Source organism: Pseudomonas sp. SBT1-2, from assembly GCF_028640875.1.
Classification (GTDB): domain Bacteria; phylum Pseudomonadota; class Gammaproteobacteria; order Pseudomonadales; family Pseudomonadaceae; genus Aquipseudomonas; species Aquipseudomonas chlororaphis_I.
This window is the reverse complement of sequence record NZ_JAQZAA010000109.1, coordinates 121564-147426: the sequence shown is the minus strand read 5'-3', so window position 1 is coordinate 147426 and position 25863 is coordinate 121564. Positions and strand designations below refer to the sequence as shown.

At 65.1% G+C, this 25863-nt stretch carries 16 protein-coding genes; 2 read left to right on the top strand and 14 right to left on the bottom strand.

Annotated features, from left to right (window positions below; all coding sequences use genetic code 11):
- Positions 1 to 27 precede the first annotated feature (27 nt).
- Entirely contained in the window at positions 28 to 1236 is a 1209-nt protein-coding gene (locus PVZ78_RS24325; protein ID WP_041983606.1) for a serine hydrolase domain-containing protein, read from the top strand.
- On the opposite strand, the gene PVZ78_RS24320 is transcribed toward PVZ78_RS24325, so the two are convergent.
- Both PVZ78_RS24320 and PVZ78_RS24315 read right to left on the bottom strand, forming a co-directional pair.
- On the bottom strand, positions 1221 to 3509 hold the full coding sequence (locus PVZ78_RS24320; RefSeq protein ID WP_273829395.1) for an ATP-dependent DNA helicase: 2289 nt from the start codon (positions 3507 to 3509) through the stop codon (positions 1221 to 1223). The genes PVZ78_RS24325 and PVZ78_RS24320 overlap by 16 nt on opposite strands.
- A complete protein-coding gene (locus PVZ78_RS24315) occupies positions 3506 to 5158 on the bottom strand; it encodes a VRR-NUC domain-containing protein (protein WP_101282569.1) in 1653 nt (550 codons plus the stop codon). Before PVZ78_RS24315 ends, PVZ78_RS24320 begins: the two co-directional genes overlap by 4 nt.
- A 218-nt stretch (positions 5159 to 5376) precedes the next feature.
- Between PVZ78_RS24315 and PVZ78_RS24310 the strand changes: the two genes are divergently transcribed.
- A complete protein-coding gene (locus tag PVZ78_RS24310) occupies positions 5377 to 5601 on the top strand; it encodes a YgdI/YgdR family lipoprotein (RefSeq protein ID WP_007922767.1) in 225 nt (74 codons plus the stop codon).
- 21 nt (positions 5602 to 5622) lie between these two features.
- Here PVZ78_RS24310 and PVZ78_RS24305 read toward each other — a convergent pair whose 3' ends face one another.
- From PVZ78_RS24305 to PVZ78_RS24250, 12 genes are all read right to left on the bottom strand, one after another.
- A complete protein-coding gene (locus PVZ78_RS24305; RefSeq protein WP_016705125.1) occupies positions 5623 to 6015 on the bottom strand; it encodes a hypothetical protein in 393 nt (130 codons plus the stop codon).
- 310 nt (positions 6016 to 6325) lie between these two features.
- Entirely contained in the window at positions 6326 to 8179 is a 1854-nt protein-coding gene (locus tag PVZ78_RS24300) for a polyurethane esterase (protein WP_273829394.1), read from the bottom strand.
- A 107-nt stretch (positions 8180 to 8286) separates the two neighbouring features.
- On the bottom strand, positions 8287 to 9987 hold the full coding sequence (locus PVZ78_RS24295) for a polyurethane esterase (RefSeq protein ID WP_041983598.1): 1701 nt from the start codon (positions 9985 to 9987) through the stop codon (positions 8287 to 8289).
- Positions 9988 to 10024: 37 nt separating this feature from the next.
- The gene (locus tag PVZ78_RS24290) at positions 10025 to 13108 is read right to left on the bottom strand and encodes an autotransporter serine protease (RefSeq protein ID WP_273829393.1); all 3084 of its coding nucleotides are present in this window, start codon (positions 13106 to 13108) and stop codon (positions 10025 to 10027) included.
- 196 nt (positions 13109 to 13304) lie between these two features.
- The gene (gene eprS, locus PVZ78_RS24285) at positions 13305 to 16292 is read right to left on the bottom strand and encodes an autotransporter serine peptidase EprS (protein ID WP_273829392.1); all 2988 of its coding nucleotides are present in this window, start codon (positions 16290 to 16292) and stop codon (positions 13305 to 13307) included.
- Positions 16293 to 16364: 72 nt separating this feature from the next.
- Positions 16365 to 17720 (bottom strand): TolC family outer membrane protein, encoded by a 1356-nt coding sequence (locus tag PVZ78_RS24280; RefSeq protein WP_273829391.1) that lies wholly within the window; start codon positions 17718 to 17720, stop codon positions 16365 to 16367.
- Between the two features lie 2 nt (positions 17721 to 17722).
- Positions 17723 to 19039, bottom strand: coding sequence for an HlyD family type I secretion periplasmic adaptor subunit (locus PVZ78_RS24275; RefSeq protein WP_009049217.1), 1317 nt, complete (start codon positions 19037 to 19039; stop codon positions 17723 to 17725).
- A 14-nt stretch (positions 19040 to 19053) separates the two neighbouring features.
- Positions 19054 to 20868 (bottom strand): type I secretion system permease/ATPase, encoded by a 1815-nt coding sequence (locus PVZ78_RS24270; protein ID WP_009049218.1) that lies wholly within the window; start codon positions 20866 to 20868, stop codon positions 19054 to 19056.
- 238 nt (positions 20869 to 21106) lie between these two features.
- On the bottom strand, positions 21107 to 21490 hold the full coding sequence (locus PVZ78_RS24265; protein WP_009049219.1) for an AprI/Inh family metalloprotease inhibitor: 384 nt from the start codon (positions 21488 to 21490) through the stop codon (positions 21107 to 21109).
- Between the two features lie 105 nt (positions 21491 to 21595).
- Positions 21596 to 23044 (bottom strand): serralysin family metalloprotease, encoded by a 1449-nt coding sequence (locus PVZ78_RS24260; protein ID WP_009049220.1) that lies wholly within the window; start codon positions 23042 to 23044, stop codon positions 21596 to 21598.
- Between the two features lie 299 nt (positions 23045 to 23343).
- Positions 23344 to 24444, bottom strand: a complete 1101-nt coding sequence (locus PVZ78_RS24255; RefSeq protein WP_038632682.1) for a DmpA family aminopeptidase — start codon at positions 24442 to 24444, stop codon at positions 23344 to 23346.
- A 9-nt stretch (positions 24445 to 24453) separates the two neighbouring features.
- On the bottom strand, positions 24454 to 25818 hold the full coding sequence (locus tag PVZ78_RS24250; protein ID WP_273829390.1) for an APC family permease: 1365 nt from the start codon (positions 25816 to 25818) through the stop codon (positions 24454 to 24456).
- Positions 25819 to 25863: the final 45 nt, after the last annotated feature.

Genomic DNA, 25863 nt, shown 5'->3' with positions numbered 1-25863 from the left:
ACACTGTGATTATAGAGGCTTCCTCCCATGGATCGAACCTGTAAAGGTCTGCTTGCCCTGGCCGCCACCCTCGGCGCTTCGCTGGCCAGCGCCGCCACGCCGGACGAGGAACTCGGCAGGCGCATGGACACGGCCATCGAACGGGCCATCGACGAACAGCGGATCGTCGGCACCGTGGTGGTGGTGATGCGCGACGGCCAGGTGGTGTACCAGCGCGCCGCCGGTTTCGCCGACCGCGAAGCGGCCCGGCCCATGACCGGCGACACCATCCTGCGCCTGGCGTCCGTCACCAAGCCCATGGTGTCCGCGGTCGCCATGCGCCTGGTGGAACAGGGCACGCTGTCGTTGGACGACACAGTCAGCCAATGGCTGCCGGATTTCCGCCCAACGCTGGCCGATGGCACGCAACCGCCGATCACCCTCAAGCAGTTGCTGACCCACACCGCCGGCCTGAGCTACGGCTTTCTCGAGGCCGAGCACGGGGCGTATCGCACGGCGGGGGTGTCGGATGGCCTGGCCGAGCCGGGCATGAGCCTGGAAGACAACCTCAAACGCATTGCCAGCGTGCCCTTGAGTTATCCACCGGGCACGCAATGGCGCTATTCCATGGCCATCGACGTACTGGGCGCCGTGCTGGAAAAGGCCAGCGGCAAAAGCCTGCCGACCCTGACCGAGGAACTGCTCACCAAGCCTCTGGACATGAACGACACCGCGTTCTCGGTCAAGGATCCTGCCCGCCTCGGCGCGGTGTACCGCGATGACCGTCCGCGGCCGAGCCGGATGCAGGACGAAGCGGCGATCAGGGTCGGCGAAAGTACCACGCGGTTCTCCCTCCAGCGGATCTTCGACCCGCGCTCCTACCCCTCCGGTGGCGCCGGCATGGCCGGTACCGCCATGGATGTGGCGCGTTTTCTCGACACCTTGCGCCAGGGTGGCGGCCCGCTGCTTTCCGCGCGCAGTGTGCAGGCGATGATGACCGATCAGGTCGGCGCCCAGGCCCAGACCCAGGGGCCGGGCTGGGGCTTCGGCTACGGCTGGGCGGTGCTGGACGATCCGGCCCTGGCCGGCACCCCGCAATCCAGGGGCACCCTGCAATGGGGCGGCGCCTACGGCCACAGTTGGTTCGTCGACCCCCAGGCCAGGCTGACCGTGGTGGCGCTGACCAACACCGCTTTCGAGGGCATGTCGGGGGCCTTTACCCGGGAGATCCGCGACGCCGCCTACCCGGCGCCCTGAAGCGCCTCGCCGCCCGGGGCGTCGAGCGACCACCAGCCCGGCAGCAATTGCCGGACCCTGGGCTCGGCGAAGCGGTCGTCGATCAGCATCACCACGCCACGGTCCTGCTGGCTGCGAATCACCCGGCCCGCGGCCTGCACCACCTTCTGCAGGCCGGGGTACAGGTAGGTGTAGTCGTAACCGGCGCCAAAAATCGCCGCCATGCGCTGTTTCAACTGCTCGTTCACCGGGTTCAACTGGGCCAGGCCGAGGGTGGCGATAAAGGCGCCGATCAAGCGCGAACCCGGCAGGTCGATGCCCTCGCCGAACGCCCCGCCCAGCACGGCGAAACCCACTCCCTGGCCATCGGCGTCGAAGCGCTCGAGAAACGCCTGGCGTTGCCCTTCATCCATCCCGCGGGACTGCTGCCACAGAGGAATATCCGGGTGCTGTTCGGCCAGCAGGCTGGCCACCTGTTGCAAGTAATCGAAGCTGCTGAAGAACGCCAGGTAATTGCCGGGGCGCCGGCGGAACTGGCTGGCGATCAGCTCGACGATGGGCGCCAGGGACGCCTGGCGATGGGCAAAACGGGTGGAGATCCGGCTGACGATGTGCACGTCCAGCTGCGCGGCACTGAACGGCGACTCGACATCCACCCACACCGTGGTCTCCGGCAGCCCCAGCAGGTCGCGGTAGTAATGCCAGGGATTGAGCGTCGCCGAGAACAGCACCGTACTGCGCGCCGCACTCAGCCGCGGCGCCAGGAAGCCCGCCGGCACCACGTTGCGCAGGCACAACTCGGACAGGCTGCGGCGGGCATTGAGTTCGCGCTTGCTGATATCGAACAGGAACTGCTCGTCGAACAGTTCGGCCACCCGGGCGAATTGCAGGGCGTCGAAATAGAAGCCCTGCAACCGACTGTCCAGCCCTTGCGGATGGTCGTTGAGGTAATCGCCGATCGCCGAGATACACAGCGACAGCGCCTTGAGCAACGGGGCCGGCGCCTGGTCATAGGCCTGGTACGGCCGCGACTGCTCCTTGTGCAAGGCATTCCATTCGCGGTTGAGCCGTTGCAGCGGCTTCTTCAGCGGCTCCGGGGCGACCTGACGCACGGTGTTCAACTGGTACTGGTCGAGGCTGGCGCTGTACATCGAGCGCCCGCGCTCCACCAGGTTATGGGCTTCGTCCACCAGCGCGGCGACCTTCCATTGGTTGGCCTGCGCCAGGCCGAACAGCAAGGCGCTGAAATCGAAGTAGTAGTTGTAGTCCGCCACCAGCAGATCGCTCCAGCGGGCCATTTCCTGGCTCAGGTAATACGGGCACAGCCCATGCTCCAGGGCGATCTCGCGCACCGCCTGCTGGTCCAGCAGCGACACCTGGCTCGCCGCCTGCCGCGCCGCCGGCAGACGGTCGTAGAAACCCTTGGCCAACGGACAGGACTCGCCATGACAGGCCAGTTCCGGATGCTCGCAGGCCTTGTCCCGGGCCACCAGTTCCAGCACTCGCAACGGCAGCCCGGGGCGGCGCTCGAACAGCACCTCGGCGGCATCCAGCGCCAGTTTGCGTCCCGGGGTCTTGGCGGTGAGGAAGAACAGCTTGTCCAGTTGCTGCCCCGGCATCGCCTTGAGCATGGGAAACACCGTGCCCAGGGTCTTGCCGATCCCGGTCGGCGCCTGGGCCATCAGGCAGCGCCCGGTGCTCACCGCCTTGTACACCGACTCGGCCAGGCTGCGCTGCCCCGGACGGAAGTCGGGATGGGGGAAACTCAACGCCGCCATGGCCTGGTCGCGGGCGTGCCGGTGGGCCAGTTCCTGTTCGGCCCATTGCAGGAACAGGCTGCATTGCTGGTTGAAGAACTGCTCCAGGGCCTCGGCCCCGTGCTCTTCCACCAGCGACGTCTCGCGCTCGCTGAGGATGTCGAAGTACACCAAGGCCAGACGGATGCTGCTCAGTTGCAACTGCTGGCACAGCAGCCAGCCATAGATTTTCGCCTGGGCCCAATGCAGCTGGCGATGGTTGGCCGGCATGCGCTCCAGGTCGCCGCGGTAGGTCTTGATCTCTTCCAGCAGGTTGGCGTCCGGGTCGTAGCCGTCCGCCCTGCCCTTGACGGTCAACGCGCCGAAGCTGCCTTCGAGGGACACTTCGCTCCGATAGTTCGCGCTGCGCCGCGCCGCCACCGTGCGGTGGCCCTGGATGCCTTCCAGCGCGGTGGGCGACGGCGTGAAGCGCAGGTCGAGGTCGCCGACCTTGGCGGTGAATTCGCACAGCGCCCGTACCGCGATGCGGTAGTTCACGCGCCCTGCTCCGCCCATTGCACGTAGCAGACCGCCACCGGCATCTGGTGCTGCTGGCAGAACTCCAGCCAGCGCAGCTGGTTGTCCTGCAGGCGGTCGCCAGGGCCCTTGACCTCGATCATCCGGTAGGTTTTCTGCTGCGGCCAGAACTGGATCAGGTCCGGCATGCCGGCGCGGTTGGCCTTGATGTCCTGCAGCAGGCGGTCGAACCAGTGCTTGAGGTGCTCGGCCGGCAGGCAGGCCAGGGCCTGCTCCAGCAGCTCTTCGCTGAGGGCGCCCCAGAACACGAAAGGCGATTGCACGCCCCACTTGTCGAGGTAACGCTGGCGGATGGTCTGCACATAACGCCCGTCATCCAGCTCCGCCAGGCAGGCCTGGAACAGCTCGGTGCGCCGGCTGTGGAAGTCCTCGCTCAACAGGTCCGCCGGGCCGCGCTGGAACGGATGGAAGAACGCCCCGGGCAGCGGCGCGAAGATCGCCGGCCAGCAGAGCAGCCCGAACAGCGAATTGATCAGGCTGTTCTCCACGTAGTGCACCGGCGCCTGCTCCTCGTGGAGATGGGCCTGCACATGGAACTCCACCGACAGCTCTGGATCGACCCGCGGCAGGCTGAGGTCCAGGCGCAGCGTCGGCCGGGTGCCGCCACGCGGCGTGGCCGGGCCGCCGAGTTTGCGCCGCAGCCTGGGCAGCAGGCGCAGCAGTTGCTGCTGCTCGGCCGCGTTGTACGGGGCCAGTGCCGCCGCCTCGGCCAGGGCCAGCGCCTGCGGGTAATCGCCGCTGCGCTCGAAGACGCGGATCAGCCGCGCTCTCGCCCCGGGATAAGCGCAGGCCTGGTAGATGGCGGCCGCCAGCGGCCATTGCGCGAGCCGCTCACAGTGCTGCCCCAGCAGGAACAGCAGCTTGGCCCGGCGCCGCTGCAGCCAGGGGTTGTCACTGGCGAACGCCTGGATGCTCGCCAGCACCTCATCCAGCGCTTCACCGCTTTCGAAGCGCTGCCGACAGTCCTCCAGGTACACAAAACCCTCGACATCGGCGCGGCTGCGCAGGGCCCGGGCGTCGTCGCGGAACTCGACCTTCTCGTAGGTGAAGATGCCCAGGTCGGCCAGCACGAACTCCGACCAGTCCTGGTACAGGTTGCCGAAGAACATCAGGCGCAAGCGGTCGCACAGCGCCATGACCGTCAGGCTGCACACCCCGTCTTCCAGCCCCGGGCACCATTGGTCCAGGCTCCGCGGCTCGTCGAACAGCGGCGCCAGCGCCGCCAGCCAGTCGGACTTGCGGGCCTTCGGCTGCTCGATCACCGGGCGAAAACCGTGGAGGATTTCCGCCTTCTGCAACAGGTTGAACAGCTCTTCCAGGGTCAGCGGCGCGTGTTCGTCGACCCAACCCAGGCGCACCAGCGGCGCGACGGCCGCGCGGGTATCACCGATTTCTTCATAGACCAGCCGGGACATGCGAAAATGACAGCCCTTGCGCATGATCATGCGCACCAGCAGAGCCTGGGATGGCTGGGCCAGGGCCGCGAAGTCGGCAATGAAGCTAAGCTCTTCAGGTGACAGCACATCGGCATAGCGCAGCTCGAGCCAGGCCAGCACCTGCTGGAAGTTGTGCAGGTAATAAAGAGGGTTTTCCAGAGGGTTGGAAGTCACAGGACAAGCGCGCCGCAAAGAGGTGGATACTGGTTATGCATACAGATAACAGCTGCCGACCTGCCCTGGCAAACACTATTGGATAAGTGGCGTTACAGGTTTTTTTACGGGGCCGCAGAACTTTCTTGCGGTTAATCACACCAAGGGCGGATAGCCATATAGTCGCGAGCCGCCAATCATGGGTGGACTCACAGAGATTCATGAAGAGAGGTTTGTCTATGAACGTCAAATACCTGGGCCTGCCGTTGGCCGTTGCAGCCTTCCTGGCACTGGGCGGCTGCGCCTCGCCGACCGTGGTGACCCTGCAGAACGGCACGCAATACCTGACCAAGGACATGCCTAACGCCAAGACCGCCGACGGGTTCTACGAATTCGAAGACATCGCCGGCAAGAAGATCCGCATCAAGGCGGCCGATGTCGCCACCGTCCGCCAGGAGGACTGAGCCGATCGAACCTGGTCGCCCTCAGGGCGACCAGGGTGCCGAATTCTGCCCCGGCACGCTGTTATCGCAGGAAATGTATCGCTGTTCCCCACGCTTCTGCAGCTCTCCACGCACCCGCTGGCAACGCTCGAATTCCCGGGCGGCCGCATTATCGATGCTGATATTGCCGGTGGTTTCAGGCTTTTTACCCTCCCCCAGAGTCACGCTCGCCCAAGGCCGTTCCGCGTCGATATGAAAGCGGCTGCTCGGCTCGGGCTCTACTTGCTTGTCGGTGGCCGGCGCAGCGGCCGGGAGCTGGTCCGGGGTCACGCCGTAGCGCTTCAGGATCGATTGCTGAGGCAAGTCCTCGGCCATGACGCTGCCTGCTATCAGGACCAGCGCCAGACCGATGCCATACCTCTGGTTATCACTCACCTTGTAGTTCTCCTGCTGTCACTGTTGCCGTTGAATGAGCATTGGCCGCTACCTGGGCTGCGGCCGCCTGCCTTGATAACGCGCCAGCTCCTGCGGACTTTAATGGCCCTGGAACGCACACGCGCCATCACCCCGCCTGGCGCTGAGTCGATGCTCTATCGAACGCCGCGTCGCAGCTGGGCAGGTATTGGAGTCATTTCCAGGCTTGCGGGTCACCCTACGGGCGAATCCCCTTGCTTTGGCGAGAAGTGCTGCCGAGGGAAAATCCGTGACCGCGCGAGGCAAAATCGCCACCCCGCGCGGTCTGGCTTCAGGCGATGGTGATACTCGCGCCGTTGAGGCTGTCCAGGCTGACCCCTACCAGGGTCACCGAGTCGCCACCGAAGGTCAGCAGGGTATCGTTGCCCACCGTGCTGGCATGGGCGCGGAAGTCGTCGTTGGCGACGACGCCTTCGACGCCGAGGAACACCAGTTTGTCGCTGCTCTGGTAGCCCAGCACGCGGTCCTGGCCGAAGTCGCCGCTGAACAGGAAGGTATTGCCGCCGCCGCCCGCCTGCAGCAAATCGTTACCCGCGCCACCGACCAGCACATCGTTGCCCTGGCCGCCGATCAGGTGGTCATCGCCGTCCAGGCCGAACAGCCAGTCGCCGCCAGCGTGGGCGGTCAGGGTATTGGCCGCGGCGTCGCCCTTCACCGAAGAGGCGTACTGGGTCAGGTTGCTCCCCGCCAGCAGGCCCTTGTCGGTGACGTTGTGGGTCACGTCGTCCTTGAACAGCCCCCAGAGGAAGCCCGGCTCCTTGCTGGTGATCGCACCGATATCGCGGGTGATGCTGATGCCGCCATTGGCATCGCGCACATACAGGGTGCCGGCGCCGTCGTTGGCGAAGCTGAAGTTCTTCACCGACTGCTGCAGGTCCAGGGTGTTGCTGCCCTGCCCGCCCAGCAGGATGTTGTAGCCACCGGCGTCGCGGAAGGTGTCGTTGCCCGCGCGGCCTTCCAGGTAGTCGTTGCCCTGGCCGCCCTGGATCAGGTCGTTGCTGTCGGTGCCGATGATGAAGGTGCTGCCCTTGTGGGTCTCGGCATTGCGGTTGAGGTCCTGGACCCAGGTGGTGGCCCGGGCCGGGTCCGACAGGTTGGCGACGATGATGGTCGAGTCCTTGCTCGTCAGGTCGTAGAACTTCGACTCGAGGATCCGCGTCATGCCGTCGCCGTAGCCGGTGGGCAGGTGCGACAGCCAGGTCGGAATATTCAGGATGGAAAACGGCAGCAGGTTCCAGGCCGCCGAAGCGTAATGGTCGTTGAAGCTGACGATGTTGTTGGTCGCCGATTCCTGCGCCGTGTCGTGCACGCCGAGGGACGCCAGGTTGAACGAAGAGCCGTCGAGGGCGCGGAACACCGGGTCGTTTTCGTAGCCGATGTTCAACACCTTGTCCCCCGCGCTCTGGGTCGGCGAGGCGTAGGCGACATAGCTGGCATCCTGGTAGAACCCCGACCAGTGATCGCCGCTCAGGTCCGCCAGGCTGTTGACCGCCAGGCCGCCGAGGCTGTGGCCACTGACCAGGATGTCCTTGCCCGTCAGGCCGTTGGCCTGGGCGAAGGCCGCGACATCGGCGAGCAGCTTGCCGAAGGCTTCGCCGGCGTAGTTCTTCGCGTAGTCCTTGGGCCCGAACGCCGCCATCAGGTCGTTGATCACATCGCCGATGGAGTCACCGATCACCGATTCACGGGGGCCGCTGGTGCCGCGAAAGGCAATGCCGATGGAGGTCAGGTGGCCCTGGTCGTCGTACTTGCCGAGCACTTCGGCCTGGGCGGTGGTGTAGCCGGCCTTTTCCCCGTAGTAGGTGCCCCTGAAGTCGGTCTTGCCGTCGTAGCCCAGCTGGGAAGCGCCGATTGGCGTCCAGCCGGCCTTTTGCACCGCCTCCAGCGCGGCTTTCTCCGAGTCGGGGTTCCACGGCACGCCCGGAATCACCCCTTGCGAATCGCTGCTGCCGATCAGCGCCGTGACCAGGGTCGCCGGTAGGCCCAGGCCGAAACCGTACTGCTGATAACCGGCGGAAAAGCCGTTATCGAGGTTGTGGTAGGAATACAGCGTGATCGCCAGCGCATCGGAAAACAGCGCCTTTGAATCTTCTGTGCCGAGGTTTTTGTAGTCATACACACCCATGGTATTGCCTCTCTTTGTTGTTGAACTTTATTCGAGATAGCTCACGCGAGCGGAGCGCCTTCAGCTGGCGCCCCGCCCTTAGTGCAATGCCTGCTTCTGTTTTTTATCTAGGCGAAGACGATCCCCCCTGCGGAGAGACTGTCCGGCGCGACCCCGACCAGCGTCACGGCGTAGTCGCCGACGCTGAGCAAGGTGTCCTGGCCATTCTGTGACAGGTGCTGCGTGTAGTCGTAGCCCTGCCCCGCGCCCGCCACGCCCATGAACACCAGCTTGTCGCTGCCCTGGTAGCCATGGATCGCGTCGAAGCCGAAGGCGCCGCTGAACAGGAAGGTGTTGGCCCCGCCGCCGCTGGAGTACATGACATCGTTGCCGGCGCCGCCGACAAAGGTCACGTCGCTCTTGTCGCTGCGCAGCACATCGTCGCCCCCGTGCCCGAACAACCAGTCGCCATCGACGCTGGCCACCAGCGCATTGCCGTAGGCGTCGCCATTGAGCGAGTGGTTGTAGGGGGTCAGCTGGTTGCCGGCCAGCAGGCCCTGGTCGGTCACGCTGTGGGTCACGTCCTTGCTGAACAGGCCCCAGGCAAAACCCGGCTCCTTGCTCACCAGCGCGCCGATGTCGCGGGTCATGCTGATGCCACCATAGGCATCGCGCACATACAGGCTGCCGTCGCCATCGTTGACCACGCTGAACTTGCCCAACGACTGCTGCAGGTCGAAGACGTTATGCCCCTTGCCGCCCAGCAGGATGTTGTAGCCACCGTCGTCGCGGAAGGTGTCGTTGCCGTCGCGGCCTTCGATGAAGTCGTTGCCGCGCCCGCCCTTGAGCAGGTCGTTACCCTCGGTGCCGAAGATAAAGGTGCTGCCCTTGTGCGGTTCGGCGTTGCGGTTGAGGTCCTCGACCCAGGTCTTGCCGCGATTGGCCTCGGACAAGGTGGAAACGATCAGGGTCGAGTCCTTGCCGGTCAGGTCGTAGAACGCCGAATCGACCACCCGATTCAAGCCATCGGCGTAGCCCGCGGAACCGTGGGCCTTCCACGACAGCGGGTTGAGGATGCTCTGCGGCAACAGGTTCTCCAGGGTCGACGCGTAGTGCTCGTTGAAGTTGACGATGTTGTTGGTCGCCGACGCCTGGACCTTGTCATGGCTGCCCAGGGACGAGGCGTTGAAGGTGGTGCCGTCGAGCACCCTGAACACCGGGTCGTTTTCGTAGCCGATGTTCAGCACCTTGTCCCCCGGGCTCTGGGTCGGCGAGGCGAACGCCACATAGCGGGCGTCGGCGTAGAAACCGCCCCAGTGCTCGCCGCTCAGCTCGGCCAGGCTGTTGACCCCCAGGCCGCCCAGGCTGTGGCCGCTGACCAGCACATCCTGGCCGCTCAGGCCCTGGGCCTTGGCGAACTCGGCGACGCTGGCGAACAGCTGGTCGAAGGCATTCTTGCTGTAGTTCGCCGCGTAACCCACCGGCCCGACCGCCGCCAGCAGGTTGTTCTTGATGTCGCCCAGGGTATCGCTCAAGCCCAGCCCGCCGGTGCCGCGAAAGGCGATGCCGATCGACAGCAGCTTGCCGGCCTCGTCATAACGTCCCAGCACTTCCACTTCGGCGCTGGTGAAGCCCGGCTGCTCGCCGAAGAAGGTGCCCTGGGGCCCGACCTTGCCCTGATACCCCAGCCGCTCGGCACCAATCGCCGTCCAGCCCGACGCCAGCGGCTGCCCGGTGGGCGTGTAGGCATAGAGCGTCAACGCCAGGGCATCGCTGTACAACGCCTTGCCCGCCTCGCCCTTGAAACTCCGGTAATCGAATACACCCATGTTGTGTCTCACTCTTATAGTCATTGGCCCGCAGGCCTCAGAACTGCCAGTCGAGGGTCAGGCCGACCCCGTGACTCTTGTCCCGAGAACCCAGCAGGCCGTTGTAGTCCAGGTTTACCCGGGTATCGCGCCCCAGCAACAGGCCAGCGCGAGCCCCGACCACAGCGGCGTTACGATCCAGCGCAACGCTCTGTATGTTGAACGAACCACCATTGGCAAAAGCCAGGTGCTGATCCGAGCGGGTGTCGCTCAGGTTGTGCTGCCAGCCGAGGGTGCCGGCCAGTTCCAGCTGCCGGGCATCGGACAGGGCGAAGCGTTTGCTGGCCCGCAGGCCGAGGGTCGAGAGCACCGCGTCGCGGTTGTCATCGCCACTGCGCAGGGCGGTGGCCCCGCCTTTTTCGCGGAAGCTGTCGCTGCCCACATGCACGTAGGCCAGATTGACGAAGGGCTCCAGGGCCACGCCTGGCAGCGCCACTTGCCATGCTGCTTCGGTGAACAGCTGGGCGGTCTGGGCGTCACGCTTGACCTTCTGCCGGTCGGAGAACTCGCCGTATTGCAGGTCGCGCTTCACATCGATGCGATGCCAGCTGTAGGAACCGCCGACGCTCAGGCGCACGGCATCCAGCTGGTGGCCCAGGTAGGCACCCAGGTGATAGCTGTCCACCGAGGCCGAGGAATGGGTGCCATCGCCCATGCTCAGGGAACTGTCGCTATAGCCGGTGAACAGGCCGAGACGGGTGTCCTCGGCGATCAAGCCATCGACCCCGGCGAGCAGGCCGCCGATCGAGGTGGTGTAGTTGGCATGGTCATAACCACCGTCGGACTTGCCCCAGGCCCCCAGCACCTTGAACCACACGTTGTTGTCGCTGGCCGCGGGCGCCGACGAATCGAGCAGGCCGTCCTGACGCAGACGGTCGCCCACCGCATCGCGCAGCTGGCGGCTGTCGTTGATCAGCAGCGTGCCGATGGCCGGATGGATCTCCCCGGTCAATTGCTGGAAGGCCTGTTGCGCGCTGGCGGCGTTTTCCGACAGCAGCAGGCTTTCATACACCGGATTGCCCGCCCCCAGTTGCTCGGCGGCGGCCGCCACGGAGCGCTGGTTCGGGGTCAGGCCGACATCGCTGAAGGACGTCGCGTTACGCGCGACCTGCAACTGCACGCCGGTGGCCGAGTAATCGAGGCTGCCACCAATGAACAGGTAGTTCGGCGCCACCGAACCGAAACGGCCTTCGATGCCACCGGCCGCCTGCAGGATGTTGTATTGGCGGCCCAGCAGGCTTTGCGCCTCGCGGGCGCTGAGCAGGGTCGGGCTGTTCTCCAGGGCCAGGGTCACGTTGGCTCCTTCCACAGTGGCCTTGCCGCCGGCGACTATCTGGTCGCTGCTGGTCGGCGACAGCTCCACCGCGTAGGTCGAACCCGGTTGCAGGGTCACGTCGCCCGCCACCTGCAAGGTGCCGATGGAGTTGCCCGGCGCCACGGTACCGCCGCGGTTGGCGGTCAGCGCGGCGATGCGCCCGTTGCCGCCGAGGATGCCGCTGTCATTGACTGTCACGCTTGATGCCAGCGAACCATTGATGGCCAGGCGTCCCTGATTGACCAGGGTCGGGCCGCTGTAGCTGTTGTTGCCGGTCAGCACCAGGGTGCCGATGCCCTGCTTGGTCAGGCCGCCGTGGCCGGAAATGTCGTTGCGCCAGACATCCAGCCCGCAAGACAGACCAGTGCACAGGCGCTCGGTGGGTTTGCCGGCATCCACCACGGCGCCGATGCCGGGCAGATCGACGACGAACTGGCCGGAGCCATAGGCGCCTTCGACACGGAACTCCTGGGGAATGTCCGCTTCGGTGACGAACATGCCCGGGCCGTCGATGCCCTTTTGCAGGTTGATCATGCCCCAGCCGTACAACGCGTCGATGCCCGGATCGCCCATGTCGGTGGCGGTGGTTCTCAGCACCGTGGCGATCTGCGAAGCGCTCATGTAGGGAAAGCGCTCCATCAGCACCGCCGCCGCGCCCGCCACGTGGGGAGCGGCCATGGAGGTACCGCTCTTGTTGGCGTAGCCGATGGTCATGTCGTCCAGGTTGGTGCCGCCGATCACCGCACTGTAGATCCGCGTACCCGGCGCCGAGACACAGAAGCTCGCGGTGTAGCCGCAGCGCGAGGAGAAGGTGCTGAGGGTGTAGGGATTGGGGCTGGCGGTGTCCGGGTTCTTCTGCAGGGCCGCCACCGTCATCCAGTTAGGTGCGATCTCCGGCACGAAATAGGCCAGGCCGGCGATGGCGTCCGGGTTGTTCAGGTTGTAGTCGTTACCGGCGGCGAAGATGGTCAGCACGCCACCGCGAGCCGCATCGATCGCCCCGCTGTAGGCGCCACCCTGGCGGATGCCCAGCAGCGGCTGGATCTGGTCGAACTGCAACTGGGCGTCCTGCACGGTGAAGTGCGGAAAGGCCGGGTCGCGACCGCCCTGGTCGAAGCGGTCGGTGATGCCGATGCCCCAGCTGTTGTTGATGATCCGCGCGCCACTGTTCACCAGGGCGTCCCAGCCGGCCCGGTAGACCGCGCCGTCGTTGCCGAGAATGATCCCGTCCTCGGGGCCCGGGTCGCCGTTCTCGGCACTGATGATCTGCGCGTCGAAGGCCACGCCATGCATCGGCCCGCCATCGCGACTGCCGGCGGCGATACCGCCGACGTGGGTGCCGTGGGAGCCGAGCTTGCCGTCGGAACCCACCGAAGGCGTGCCGTCATAACGGAAGGCATCGCCGGCTTTGACCGGAATGTAGGGGTCGGTGTATTCGCGGATGCCGCTGGTGACCAGGGTGATCACCTTGTTGTTGCCGCTGAATTCCGGGTGCTGGGCATACACCGGCTGGTCGAAGATCCCCAGCTTGACGCCCTTGCCGGTATAACCGGCGGCATACGCCTGCTCGGCGTGGATCGCCCCCAGGCCCCATTCGGCATTGAACTCGGCACTGCGCCAACTGCCGGGATCGCCCGGCTTGCCGCCTTCCACATAAGGCGCGGCCTGGGCGCTACCCGCCGCGGCCAGGCCACAGATCAAAGCGCCGCAGGAGGCGCGCACCAGGCTGTTGGCTGCCGGAGCAGCCCCCGTAAAGCTGTATTTCATCGGTACCTTCCTTAGTTGCCTTGCTGGAAATAGTTGCCTTGCTAGAAACAATTACCTTGATAGAAACACCGCGCCAGACCCGACGCGGCTGGTTTTACCGAACAGCCGGCCCGCCAACGGCGAGCCGTGCTGTGCCGATAGCTGCTGTGCCGTGCCGACGCGACCTTGCGTCAGCACGGCGCTGTCAAAAGCCGGGTCAGAACTGCCAGTTCAGGCTCAGCCCTGCCCCGTGGTTCTTCTCGCGGCTGGCCAGCTGGCCGTTGTAGTCCAGGCTCAGGCGCAGGTCGCGACTCAACGCCAGGCTGGCATGGGCGCCGACCAGCGCGGCATTGCGCGGCAGCGAGGTGCTTTCGACGCTGAACGGCGCGCCGCCGGACGCAAAGGCCAGGTGCTCTTCGGCCCGGGTGTTGCTCAGGTTGTGCTGCCAGCCCAGGGAGCCGGAAAGGTCCAGGCGGGTTTGCCCGGACAGTTCGAGGCTTTTCAGGGCACGCAGGCCGAGGGTGCTGAGCACAGCTTCGCGACTGTCGCTGCCGCCTTTCAACGCGGCGGCATCGCCCTTCTCGCTGAAACTGTCGCGGTGCAGGTGCACGTAGGCCAGGTTGGCGAAGGGTTCCAGGGCCAGCGCCGGCAGGTCCAGGCGATAAGCCGCCTCGCCGAAGACCTGGCTGGTGCGGGCATCGACCTTGGCTTTCTGCTTGCCGCTGACTTCGCCGAACTGCAGGTCGCGCTTGACGTCGGCGCGATGCCAGCTGTGGGCCGCGCCCGCGCTCAGGCGCCAGGCGCCCAGCTCGTGGCCGAGGTAGGTGCCCAGGTGATAGCTGTCCACGGAGGCCTTGGAATGGGTACCGCCACCCATGCTCAGGGAGCTGTCGCTGTAGCCGGCGAAGGCGCCCAGGCGCGTGCTGTCGCTGAGTGCGCCGTCGGCCCCCAGCAGCAACCCGCCGATGGACGTGTTGTAGGCCTCGGTGTCGTGGGCGCCGTCGTTCTTGCCCCAGGCGCCCAGCACCTTGAGCCAGAGGTTGCCCTCGCTCTGCACCACCGCGCCCGGCACCTGCAGACGCTCGCCGACCGCCTCGCGCAGCTGACGGCTGTCGTTGAGCAGCATCGAGCCCAGCGCCGGGTAGATTTCCCCGGACAGTTGCTGGAACGCCTGTTGCGCCACACCGGCGCTCGGCGAGCGCAGCAGGCTTTCATACACCGGGTTGCCTGCCCCCAACTGCTCGGCGGCGGCCGCCACCGAGCGCTGGTTCGGGGTCAGGCCGACACTGGCGAACGAGGTGGCGTTACGCCCGATGTTCAGCTGTACGCCACTGGCGGAATAATCGAGGCTGCCACCGAGGAACAGGTAGTTCGGCTCCACCGAGCCGAAGCGCCCGTCGATCCCGTTCGCCGCCTGGAGGATCTGGTACTGGCTGCCGATCAGGCTTTGCGTCTGTTCCAGGCTGAGCAACTGCGGGCTGTTTTCCAGGGCCAGGGTGACCCCGGCGCCGTTGAGGGTGGCCTTGCCGCCGGCGACGATGCGGTCGCTGCTGGTGGGCGACAGCTCCACGGCATAGGTCGAGCCCGGCTGGAAGGTCACGTCCCCCGCCACCTGCAAGGTGCCGATGGAATTGCCCGGGGCCACCGTGGCGCCGCTGTTGGCCAGCAACGCGCCGATGCGGCCGGAACCGCCGAGGGTGCCGCCGTCATTGACCGTAACGCTGGACGCCAGCGAGCCATTGACCGTCAGCAAACCGCCATTGACCGTAGTCGCCCCGCGATAGCTGTTGTTGCCGCTGAGCACCAGCCAGCCGGCGCCGGACTTGACCAGGCTGCCCTCGTACACCCGCTGCACCGCGGCCGCGTCGCGGGCCATGCCGACGGCGTAGTCGGTCTTGTCCTGCTGGCTGGCGCCGGCGCCGAGGCCGTTTTCCCAGCCCTTGTCCTTCAGGGTCTGTTGCCAGGCCGCGTGCTCGGCGGCGTCTTCGCTTTGACGCTGCAGCAGCGCCTTGTCCGAGATGTCGTTGCTCCAGACATCGCCCTGCCCGGCGCCCAGGTTGGCGTCGAACGCCCCCAGCAACTGCCCGGGGCCGCGCATGGCCCGCTCCAGGTTGGGCACGCCCCAGCCGACCAGGCGGGTGGGCGCCTCGGTGATCGAACCGTCCAGCTGGGTGGCGGTGGTCAGCAGCACCTCCAGGGCCTGCTGGTTATTCATGTAGGGATAACGCTCCATCACCAGGGCCAGCGCGCCCGTGGCATGGGGCGCGGCCATCGAGGTGCCGGACTTGGTGGCGTAACCGCCGCCCGGCACGGTGCTGGAGATCAACCGCCCGGGCGCGGCCACGCACCAGTACTTGGCGATGCCGCACTGGTTGTAGCGCTGCTGGTTATTCGCATCCAGGCCGGACACCGCCAGCCAGTGGCCTTCCAGCTCCGGCTGGAAGTACGGCAGCGCCGCGCGCACGCTGGCGTTGGCGTAACCGCTGTTGCCGGCGCTGAACACATTGATCACGCCCTGGCGCGATATATCGGCGGCCGCGTCCAGCCAGGTGCCCTGGCCATAGTGCTGGGCATAGGCGGCGTGCAGGTCGCCCAGGGTCTGGTAGCTGACACCTGGCGGCTGGCTGCCCCAGCTGTTGTTGATGGCCCGCACCCCGGCATCCGCCAGGGCCCCGTACACCGCCTTGAAATACTGCGGGTCCGGGGTCGGGCCGAACAGGAAGCTGTCGTTCTTGTTGGTGTTGCCCACATAGACCTGGGCATTGAAGGCCACGCCGTGCATGCCAACGCCGTCGCGGGCCGCGCCCATGGTGCCGGTGACATGGGTGCCATGGCTGTCGTTGTTGCCGTTGAGCACCCCGGAGACGCTGAACGGCGAGCCATCGACATAAGTGCCGCTGGCGGTGACCCCGTGGAAGCGCTCGGGCGATGCTTCGCCGTGGCTGGCGTCGAAGCCCGAGTCGAGGGCGCCGATCTTTACCCCGCTGCCGGTGATCCCGGCGGCATAGGCGGAGCTGGCGCGCATGCGTTCCAGGCCCCAGTCCTGGGTGTATTCGGCCGATTGCCAGCTGGCCGGCACCCCCAACTGGCCGGTTTCCTGGTACTGCGCCTGGACCATGCCGGGCAGTGCCACCGCCGATAGCGTGGAACAGGCCAGCAACGAGCGGCGACTCAGCGCCTTGAGCTGATAAAAGCGTCTATCCATGTGATGACTTCTCGTTTTTTGTTTTTGTCGAAAATGTCAGGTCGGGCCGCCCTCGGCCGCCTTTTTGTCAGTTCATGAGCCGGGCCTGAAGGCTTCGTCGACCCGGGCCAGGTCATCTTCACGCAGGGTGCCTGCGTAGTAGTGCAACTTGGTCCACGCCATCAAATAGTCGTAACGGGCCTGCGCCAGGTCGCGGCGTGTGGTGTACAGCTGTTGCTCGGCGTTCAGCGCGTCGAGGTTGACCCGTTCGCCGCCGAGGATGCTCTGCTTGGTCGAGATCACCAGGGCCTCGGCCGAGGTCAGCGCCTTCTGATAAGCCCGCAGCTTGCTGACCCCGGACAGGCAGGCGCTGAATTGGCGCCGCAGCTCGATCAGGGTGGTGCGGGTCTGCGAATCCAGCTCGTACTCGGCCTGCTCCATGGTCCGGCTGGCCTGGCGGGTGGCCGCCGAGACCCCGCCACCGGCGTACAGCGGCATGCTGATTTCGATGCCGATGGTGTTGGTGTCGTAGCGCTGGTTGTAGGTGTTGCCGCTTTCCGACTCGACCCGGCGCGAGGTGGCATAGGCACTGAGCCGCGGCAGGTGGCCGGCGCGGTTGCGCTCGATCTCGTAACGCGCCACTTCCACGGCGTGGCGCTGGGAGGCCAGATTCGGGTTGTTGCTGATCGCCAGCTCATGCCAGGCGTCATAGTTGGCCGGCGACAGGGTGAAGGACTCGAAACGTTCGCGCAGCGGGTCGAGGTCGCGGATGTCCACGGTCGGCACGCCGATCAACGCCCCCAGCTCGCGCAGCGCCGCGTCCTGCTCGTCGCGGGCCTCGATCTCCTCGGCGGTCGCCAGCTCGTAGCGCGATTCCGCTTCGAGGATGTCGGTGCGGGTGCCCTCGCCCTGGCGAAACATGTGCTCGTTCTGCTGGAACTGCTGTTCGAAGGCCTTCTTCTTGGCCTGGGCGATCTCGATCTGATCCTGGGCGAACAGCGCCTGGGTGTAAAAGGTCAGCACCCGTACCAGCAGCTCCTGGCTCTTGCCGCGAAAGTTCTCGTCGGCGAACAGCGCCTGGGCCACGCCCTTGCGGTAGGAGGCATAGGCCTCGTAGTCGATCAGCGGCTGTTGCAGGGTAAAGGTCGAGCCGTAGCTGTCGTAGTTGCGGTCATCGTGGCTGGTGCCGCCACGGCCGTCGGGCACGGTGGCCTCGGAGTTGTTGCGGCCCTTGTTGTAGCTGTAGTTGAGTTTCGGCAGCAGCCCGGCGCGACCGATGATGCGGTTTTCCAGGCCAGCATCGCGCTCCTTGATCGCCCCGAGGAACACCGGGTCGTTGCGCAGGGCCTGTTCGTAGACCTGGAACAGCCCCATGGCCTGGGCGTTGGTGCATACCAGCAAAGCGACTGTGGCTCCGAAGATGGAAAGCTGACTCATGCGACGGAACATCCTTATTCCTCGGTCAATGCGGAACCCGCCCGGTCGAGCAGGGGTTTGAACAGGTAATTGAGCAGCGAGCGCTCGCCGGTGCGGACGAACATCTCCGCCGGCATGCCCGGCTTGATCACCAGGCCGTTGAGCTTTTCCATGGCCTGGTCGCTGACGCTGCTGCGCAGCACGTAATAAGGCACCCCGGTCTTTTCATCGACCATCTGGTCGGCGGAGATCAGGCTGACCTCGCCGGACACCCGCGGCGTGCGGCTCTGGTTGAAGGCGGTGAACAGGATGTCCACCGGCAAGTGGCTGCCGACCTTGTCGATCAGGTTCACCGGCAGGTGCCCTTCCACTTCCAGGCGCGTGCCCTGGGGCACGATCTCCAGCAGGTTTTCCCCGGGGCGGACCACGGCGCCTTCGGTGTGCACCCCGAGGTTGACCGCGATGCCGTCGGCCGGGGCGAGGATCTCGCTGTGCTGCAGGTCGAAACCGGCCGAGGTCAGCTGCTGTTCCAGGGTCAGGCTTTTCAGCTGGGCGTCGGCCAACTGGCTGCGCACTTCCTTCTGGTACTCCTCGCTGTGCTGCTGCAACTTGAGCCGCGATTCGAGAATGCCCTGCTCCACCCGACCGCTTTCGCCGGTGTTCTGCGCCAGCTCCTGCTGCACCTGGGACAGCTGGCGCTGGTACTCCATCAGACGGTTGCGCGGGATGTAGCCGTTGTCCGCCAGGGGCTGCAGGTTGGCCAGCTGTTGGCGCAAGGACTCGGCCTGATTGTTGAGGTCGGTGCGCGCCCGGCGCATCCCGGCCAGTTGCGCGGTGGCGCCTTCGATACTGGCGCGGATCCCCGCCTGCTCGCGGGCGAAGGCCTCGCGCCGGCTGCTGAACAGTTGCCGCTGGCCTTCCAGGACCAGGGCCAGGCGTGGGTCGGGATCGGCGCTCAGGGCCTCGGGAAAGTTCACCTGCTTGAGGTTGTCGCGCTCGCTCTGCCAACGCGCCAGGCTGGCCCAGGCCATGCGGTACTGCGCTTGCAGCGACTGCACATCGGCCTCGACCTGGGTCTGGTCCAGGCGGAACAGCGGCTGGCCCTGCTTCACCGCCTCGCCTTCACGCACCAGGATCCGGCTGACCACGCCACCGCTCATGGATTGCACGGCCTTGCGCTTGCCCGAGACCACCACCGTGCCTTGCACCGGGATGCCCTGGTCCAGCGGCGCCAGGGCCGCCCAGAGAAAAAAGCTGCCGGCGCCGGCCAACGCCAGCACCCAACCCATACGCGCGAAAAACCGCGCATCGCGCTCGGGACGTTCCGGCGCATAACCTTGTTCGATCATCATTTCGCTGTCCTTGCTCATGCGCCTGGGTTCCGTGTCGGGGCCTGATACTGGCGGCTCATGCTCAAGCCGCCCGGGGCCGTCGGGGCCGAGGTTTTTTCCCGCTGCTGTTCCTGGGGCTGGGCCTGGTGTTGATTTTGTGCCTGAGCCTGGGCACCGCTGGACAGCGCCTTGAGCACTTCCTGGCTCGGGCCGAAGGCCTGCAGGCGCCCTTCGTTGAGCACCAGCAGCTTGTCGGCCTGGGCCAGCGCCGAGGAACGATGGGTGACCAGGATCACGCTGGTGCCCTGGGCCTTCATCTGCGCGATGGCGGACGCCAGGGCGCTTTCGCCCACGGTGTCGAGGTTGGAGTTCGGTTCGTCGAGCACCACCAGCCGCGGCTGGCCATACAGCGCCCGGGCCAGGGCCACGCGCTGCTTCTGGCCGCCGGACAGGCCGCTGCCGTCATCGCCCAGCAAGGTGTCGTAGCCCTGGGGCAGGCGCAGGATCAGTTCGTGCACGCCCGCCTGTTGCGCGGCCTGCACCACCTTCTGCGGGTCGGCCTCCTGAAAGCGCGCGATGTTCTCGGCGATGCTCCCGGAAAACAGCTCGATGTCCTGGGGCAGGTAACCGATGTAGGGCCCCAGTTCGTTGCGGTTCCAGCGATGGATATCGGCGCCGTCCAGGCGCACCGTGCCGGCCAGGGTCGGCCATACGCCCACCAGCACCCGGGCCAGTGTGGATTTGCCGGAACCGGAAGCGCCGAGCACCCCCAGCACCTCCCCCGCCCCGAGGTTGAAACTGACCTGCTGCAAGGTCGCCATGCGCTTGCCCGGTGGGCCGGCGCTGACCTGCTCGAAACTCACCTGGCCCTTGGGCGCGGGCAACGACATCGCCGTGTCGCTCGGCGGAAAGGCCTGCAACAGGGAGTCCAGGCGCTGGTAGGCCAGCTTGGCGGAACTCCATTGCTTCCATACGGCGATCAACTGGTCGATCGGGCTCAGCACCCGGCCCATCAGGATCGAGCCGGCGATCATCATGCCGGCGGTCATGTCGCCCTTGATCACCAGCAAGGCGCCCAGGCCCAGCACCAGCGATTGCAGGCACAGGCGCAGGGTCTTGCTCAGCGAGCTGATGACCGCGCCGGTGTCGCTGGCCTGGTTCTGCAGGCCGAGAAAGCGCGAATGCACCTCGAACCAGCGCTTGCGCAGCGCGCCGAGCATGCCCATGGCCTGGATGGTCTCGGCGTTGTGCAGGTGGCTGGTGGCCAGTTGCGTGGACTTCTGCGAATAGCCGCTGGCCTCGCCCAAGGGCTTCTTGGTCATGGCCTCGTTGAGGTACGCCAGGGCGATCAGCAAGACCGCGCCCGCAGTGGCGAACACCCCCAGCCAGGTATTGAACAGGAAGATCACGAACAGGTAGACGGGGAACCAGGGCGCGTCGAAGAAGGCGAACAACGCAGGTCCGGTGACGAACTGGCGGATATGGGTCAGGTCGCCCAGGGACTGCCCGGCATGCCCTTCGCCACGAAACAGGTTGCGCTCGAACGCCGCCTGGTAGACCCGCAGGTTGAAACGCCGCTCCAGCTGACTGCCGATGCGGATGACGATGAAGCTGCGCACCACCTCCAGCAGGCCGATGAACGCGAAGAACCCGACCACCATCAGCGACAGCATCGCCAGGGTGGTTTCGTTCTGCGAGGAAAGTACCCGGTCGTAGACCTGGAGCATGTAGATCGAGGGGACCAGCATCAGCACGTTGATCAGGGCGGTGAAACACCCGACGCTGATCAGAATGCCTTTGTAATCGCCCAGTGCCTTGAACAGCGGTGCAGTGGTCTTCGCCATCTTCATTGGTCTTTCCTGAGCTGTATATCCCGTGCCAGGGGCGCAGGACAAATAAACCGCCCGTACTTGAGTCGGGACATTATTGGATTATTGTGGCGGACAGGCGAAAGGACTCTACCGCCAGACGAAACGGAGTTCTAGTTATTTAGTTGTCTTTAATCGAACGAAGGACATCGCGTATATGGCACTGCCTTATACGCTTATCCATACAGATACATTTAAAGATGCATACAGCCGCGATTGTTCAGGGGGCTCGCTGCAATATAATCGTTATGCCTGATTTCAAAGTGCCTTGATATAAGCCTTCTTTCTGGCGACTTAAAAAGATGATCTTCGAGCCCTCTTTGCCGGTCACGGCAATACCGTCCGGCTCGGGAAACCAGCCGATGGCCGAATCGCCCAGCCAGGCGGAAAAACACTCGGCGCCGGCGCCCAGGGTGCCGTTCAGCTCGAGGTCCAGGGCACAGTGGCTGGCAGGTTGTGCCGGCTGCGACAGTTGCCAGTGTCCGGCCAGTTCCGCGGGGTCCGCCAATCTCAGGCTGCTTGCCATGCTTGTCTCTCCATAAAACATCATCAGCGTCGCGATCAGGTACGCGCCGGCCTTAGCGATCAAGGCAGTTCGAATCATAAGGGGGTCGCTCCGGGGCACAGCCTCAGGCAGTTCGCCAGTCAATGCAAGGTCGGAGGGCGACGCCTGGGCGCCACCCTCCTTCCTTTACTTTACCGCAATGACTCAGGCGACGATGTCGGTGTAGGCCGCCTGGCCGACGGTGCTGACCAGGAAGTCCGCCACGCCGTGCCCGGAGAAGTCCACCGACAAGGTGCTGTTGCCAGCCGAGGTGCTGAGGATCGCGTCGCCGGCATTACCGGTGAACGCGTTCACGAAGTGCAGCCCGGCGCCCTTGGTGATGCCGGTCAGATCGATCTTGTCCAGGCCGCTGACAAAATCCAGGATCTGGTCGGCGGCACCCGGAGCGGAGTCCGAGCTGGCACCGAAGACGAAGGTATCGGCACCCGAGCCACCCCAGAGTTTGTCCGCCCCACCACCGCCGTAGAGGATGTCGTTGCCGGCACCGCCCTTGAGCTCGTTGGCCACCTTGTTGCCGATCAGCAGATCGCTGCCGGAACCGCCGATGGCGTTCTCGACGGTGACGCCCTTGGCAATGGACACGTTGCCCACCAGGCCGCCAACGTCGGAGAACGAGGTTTCATTGAGGTTGATCTTCTGGTTCTGGGTAAAACCGGAGAAGTCCAGGGTGTCCTTGCCGCCCGCGTCCCATACCGAGAACACCAGCTTGTCCGCCGACGAGGTCGCGCTGAGGAAGTCGCGGCCGGTGTTGGAGTTGAAGCCGTAGGTGGTGTCGCCGGTACGGGTGGTGGTGTTGGCCCCGTAGAGCTTCTGGATCGCCGCGATATCGTCCATCAGCGGGCCGGACGAATAGGCTTCGACGCCGGCCTTGCTGAAGTTCTGGCTGGTATTGCTTTCGCTCCAGTAGCTCATGACGCTGTAACCGCGCGTGTCCTGTCCGTAGGTCGCGTCGTTATAGGTCGGGTTGCCATTCCCGGCGTTGTAGTCGCCAGGGTGAGCCAGGCCCAGGGTGTGACCGATCTCGTGGGTCAGCGTCTGCCGGCCGTAGTTGTTCAGATCGGGGTTCTTGTTCTGGGTGTAGCTGCTGTTGATCAGGTACCAGGACGTCCCGTCGTAGCCAGCACCGGTGCCCGGCAGGTAGGCGAAGGCCGCCGCGCCGTCCTGACCGCCGCTGTAGTTGCCGAAGGTCATGTGACCGTCACCACCGGAAGCCTTTTCGGTGAAGGTGACATTGGCCACATCCGCCCAGGACTGCATGGACAGCACGGCCTGGGCCTTCTGCTGGGCGCTGAACTGGCTGAACCCGGAGATGCCATGTTTGTACAGGGTGCTCGAGGACGCCGAGGTCAGGAAGGTATAGGTCAGTTCGATCTTGCCGCTGCCGTTGAGGTCCTGGTACGCAGCACCGTCGCGCAGTATCTGGGTAGCGGCTTGATCGACCGTGTAGGAGGGTTTGCCATTGACCGTCAGATTGCCGCCCCGGTCATACTGATGGCTGAAGCTATTGATCTGGTTGTAAGCCGAACTTGCCGCGGCCAAAGGCACGAGTTCTTGTTCGGCGGTCACAATAGCTTTCGATTTAACTTTCGACATAAACACACTTCCTTGTAATCAATGGAACAGTTTTTGTCCGATAGCGACAATCCCTGGCGAGATCGTCCTATCACTCGCCCTATCCGGGCGTAAGCAACCTGACACAATTTGAAATCAGGCGTCCACTACTTTTTGACGCCTGATTTTCGCTGTTCCAGCAAACTCCCGAAAACAATGACTGGTGAGTCGAAATATTCTTTAAGCCTCAATACCCGTTGATAATTGTCCGACAATCTAGAATTTAAATATTAAATAACAGTACAGATAGTTTTGCCGACTACGTCGCAGTTTTTAGTTCATCAAAGTTTGTTCCATCCAGTTAGTTTCATGGCTTCCAACAAGGTTTCCCCGGTCAGTGCCGGAACGCTCGCGCCACTGTCCGCGGTCATCGGTTCGCCGGCCAGCAAGGCGTTGACGATGGCCTCCTCCACCGCTTCGGCGGCGGCGCTGAACAGCGCCGAGATGTAATCGTTGTTGAGCATCGCCAGGGGCGTGCTGAAGGGCACGCCCTCGCGCCCATAGGCAGAAGGCGGCAGGTCGCGGTTGCCGGTGGCGAAAGCCAGGAAGATATCGCCGCTGGAATCCTCGGTGCCGCCGCCGGTGCGGGCGATGCCGATCGACGCGCGCTGCGCCAGGCGCTGGCACTGGTGCGGCAACAAGGGCGCGTCGGTGGCCAGGATCACCACGATCGAGCCCATGCCCGGCGTACCGCGCTGGGCGAAGGGCGACGGAATGCCAGTCAATTGCCGCCCCACCGGATAACCGTCGACCCGCAACTCCTCGCGCTTGCCGTGGTTGGCCTGCACCAGCGCGCCGACCGTGTAGCCGCCCTGCTCCCCCGGCACCCGGCGCGAAGCCGTGCCGATCCCGCCCTTGAACTCATGGCAGATCATGCCGGTGCCGCCGCCCACCGCGCCCTCGCGCACCGGCCCGGACTCGGCATTGGCCAGCGCCTCGCGGACCTGCTGCGGGCCGACATGCTGGCCCCAGATGTCGTTGAGCAGGCCGTCGTAGGTCTCCATCACCACCGGCATGCACCAGTATTCCGAAGGGTCCGCCAGGCTTGCGTGTTCCTCGGCGATCAGCGCATCGCGCACCACGCCGACGCTGTGGGTGTTGGTGATGGCCAGCGGCGTGGTCAGCAGGCCCGCCTCGCGGATCCACTCCAGCCCGGTGGCATCGCCGTTGCCGTTGAGCACATGGCAGCCGGCGAAACAGGGTTGCAGCCGGGCAAAGCCTTCGCGGGGCTGGATCAGGGTCACCCCGGTACGCACCTGCTTGCCGTCGACCGTGGTCCTGAGGGTGCTGTGGCCTACCCGTACCCCCGGAACATCGGTGATGGCATTGAAGGGGCCGGGAGTACCCAGGCCCAGGCTGATCCCCAATTGACGTGCGCGCATGACTTCTCCTTAGAGTTTCTGGAACGCCGGGCTGAACCGGCCGTTGGTGCCATACAGGATCACCGACAGCGCCAGCAGGCCGACGATCACCATGATGTCCCTGAGCGAAGCGTCCAGGAACAGATTGAACAACAGATAACCGGCGCCGATCACCGCCAGCAGCGCCGGCAACGGCCACAGCGGCATGCGGTACGGGTGGGCGCGATCGCGCAGCAGCACCCGGCTCATCAGCGCGCTGAGGGCGACGATCAGGTACACCAGCATGATCAGCAGCACGCTGAACGAGGTCAGGTCGGCCAGGTTCGAGCTGAAGCTGAGCACCGCCGAGGGAACGGCCAGGAACAGCGTGGCCAGCCACGGCGAGTCCCAGCGCGGATGAATGCGCGTGAACAGGCGGTTGATGCCCGGCGTCCACAAGGCATCGCGGCCACTGGAGAACACCACCCGGCCGATCTGGATCACGATGGCGACAATCGCATTGAACACCGACAGGAAGATCCCGGCGCTGACCACCCGCGACAGGGTTTCGTTGCCGTGGCTGGTGAGCAGATAGCCAATGGGATCGGGGCTGGCGAGCATGGCGCTGAGGGACGGCGCGCCGATCAGCAGCGCGGTCAGCGGCACCAGTTCGATGATCACCACCAGCGCCAGCGACCAGAGCACCGCCTTGTGCACGCCCTGCCCCTTGCATTTCATGTCTTCGGCCAGCAGCACCGCCGGGCCGTAACCGTTGTAGGAAAACAGGCCGATACCCACCGCGCCGATCACCAGGGCCCAGGGCGCCATGTGCAGCACGCCGTTCTCGACGATCTGCGGTTGCAGCAGGATGCTCGCCGGCTGCGAGGCGTTGCCGAAGCCCAGGAACACGATCACCAGCAGCGCGGCAATCTCCAGCAGCAGGCAGGTTCCGGTGATCCAGGCGTTGAGCTTGATATTGAGGATGCCCAGCGCATAGCTACAGACCACGATCACCAGGGCCACAGTCTGCGAATCGAAACGCGTGCCCAGGGCGTTGTTCAGGTAAGTCGCCGCGCCGGTGGCCAGCACCGGCGGAATGAACAGCAACATCACCAGCACCGTGAGAAAGGTCGCGTAACCGGCCATGCCGCCGAACACCCGCTTGGCGTACACATATTCGCCGCCGGCGCTGTTGTGGGCGCGGCCCAGTTCGGCATAGCAGAAGGCGAACATCAGGGCCAGCAGCCCGGCCATGACAAAGGCCAGGAACACCCCGCTGCCGGCCTGGTGAATGGCGAACGGCGCGATGACGAAGACCGAACTGGCCGGGGTCACGCCCGACACGGTAATGGCCACCACATCGAACACGCTCAGCGTGGGTTTCAGGGCGCCTTGCGGCGCGCAGGGAGAGCTCATGTCGTTATCCTCGTGGTTATTTTTGGTCTGAGGCAGAAACGAAGA

Coding starts and splice junctions, on each gene's coding strand:
- PVZ78_RS24275 (WP_009049217.1), bottom strand. CDS start 19,039: ATGATGATCGAACAAGGTTATGCGCCGGAACGTCCCGAGCGCGATGCG.
- PVZ78_RS24290 (WP_273829393.1), bottom strand. CDS start 13,108: ATGAAATACAGCTTTACGGGGGCTGCTCCGGCAGCCAACAGCCTGGTG.
- PVZ78_RS24310 (WP_007922767.1), top strand. CDS start 5,377: ATGAACGTCAAATACCTGGGCCTGCCGTTGGCCGTTGCAGCCTTCCTG.
- PVZ78_RS24250 (WP_273829390.1), bottom strand. CDS start 25,818: ATGAGCTCTCCCTGCGCGCCGCAAGGCGCCCTGAAACCCACGCTGAGC.
- PVZ78_RS24280 (WP_273829391.1), bottom strand. CDS start 17,720: ATGTTCCGTCGCATGAGTCAGCTTTCCATCTTCGGAGCCACAGTCGCT.
- PVZ78_RS24265 (WP_009049219.1), bottom strand. CDS start 21,490: ATGATTCGAACTGCCTTGATCGCTAAGGCCGGCGCGTACCTGATCGCG.
- PVZ78_RS24255 (WP_038632682.1), bottom strand. CDS start 24,444: ATGCGCGCACGTCAATTGGGGATCAGCCTGGGCCTGGGTACTCCCGGC.
- PVZ78_RS24325 (WP_041983606.1), top strand. CDS start 28: ATGGATCGAACCTGTAAAGGTCTGCTTGCCCTGGCCGCCACCCTCGGC.
- PVZ78_RS24270 (WP_009049218.1), bottom strand. CDS start 20,868: ATGAAGATGGCGAAGACCACTGCACCGCTGTTCAAGGCACTGGGCGAT.
- PVZ78_RS24260 (WP_009049220.1), bottom strand. CDS start 23,044: ATGTCGAAAGTTAAATCGAAAGCTATTGTGACCGCCGAACAAGAACTC.
- PVZ78_RS24300 (WP_273829394.1), bottom strand. CDS start 8,179: ATGGGTGTGTATGACTACAAAAACCTCGGCACAGAAGATTCAAAGGCG.
- PVZ78_RS24295 (WP_041983598.1), bottom strand. CDS start 9,987: ATGGGTGTATTCGATTACCGGAGTTTCAAGGGCGAGGCGGGCAAGGCG.
- eprS (WP_273829392.1), bottom strand. CDS start 16,292: ATGGATAGACGCTTTTATCAGCTCAAGGCGCTGAGTCGCCGCTCGTTG.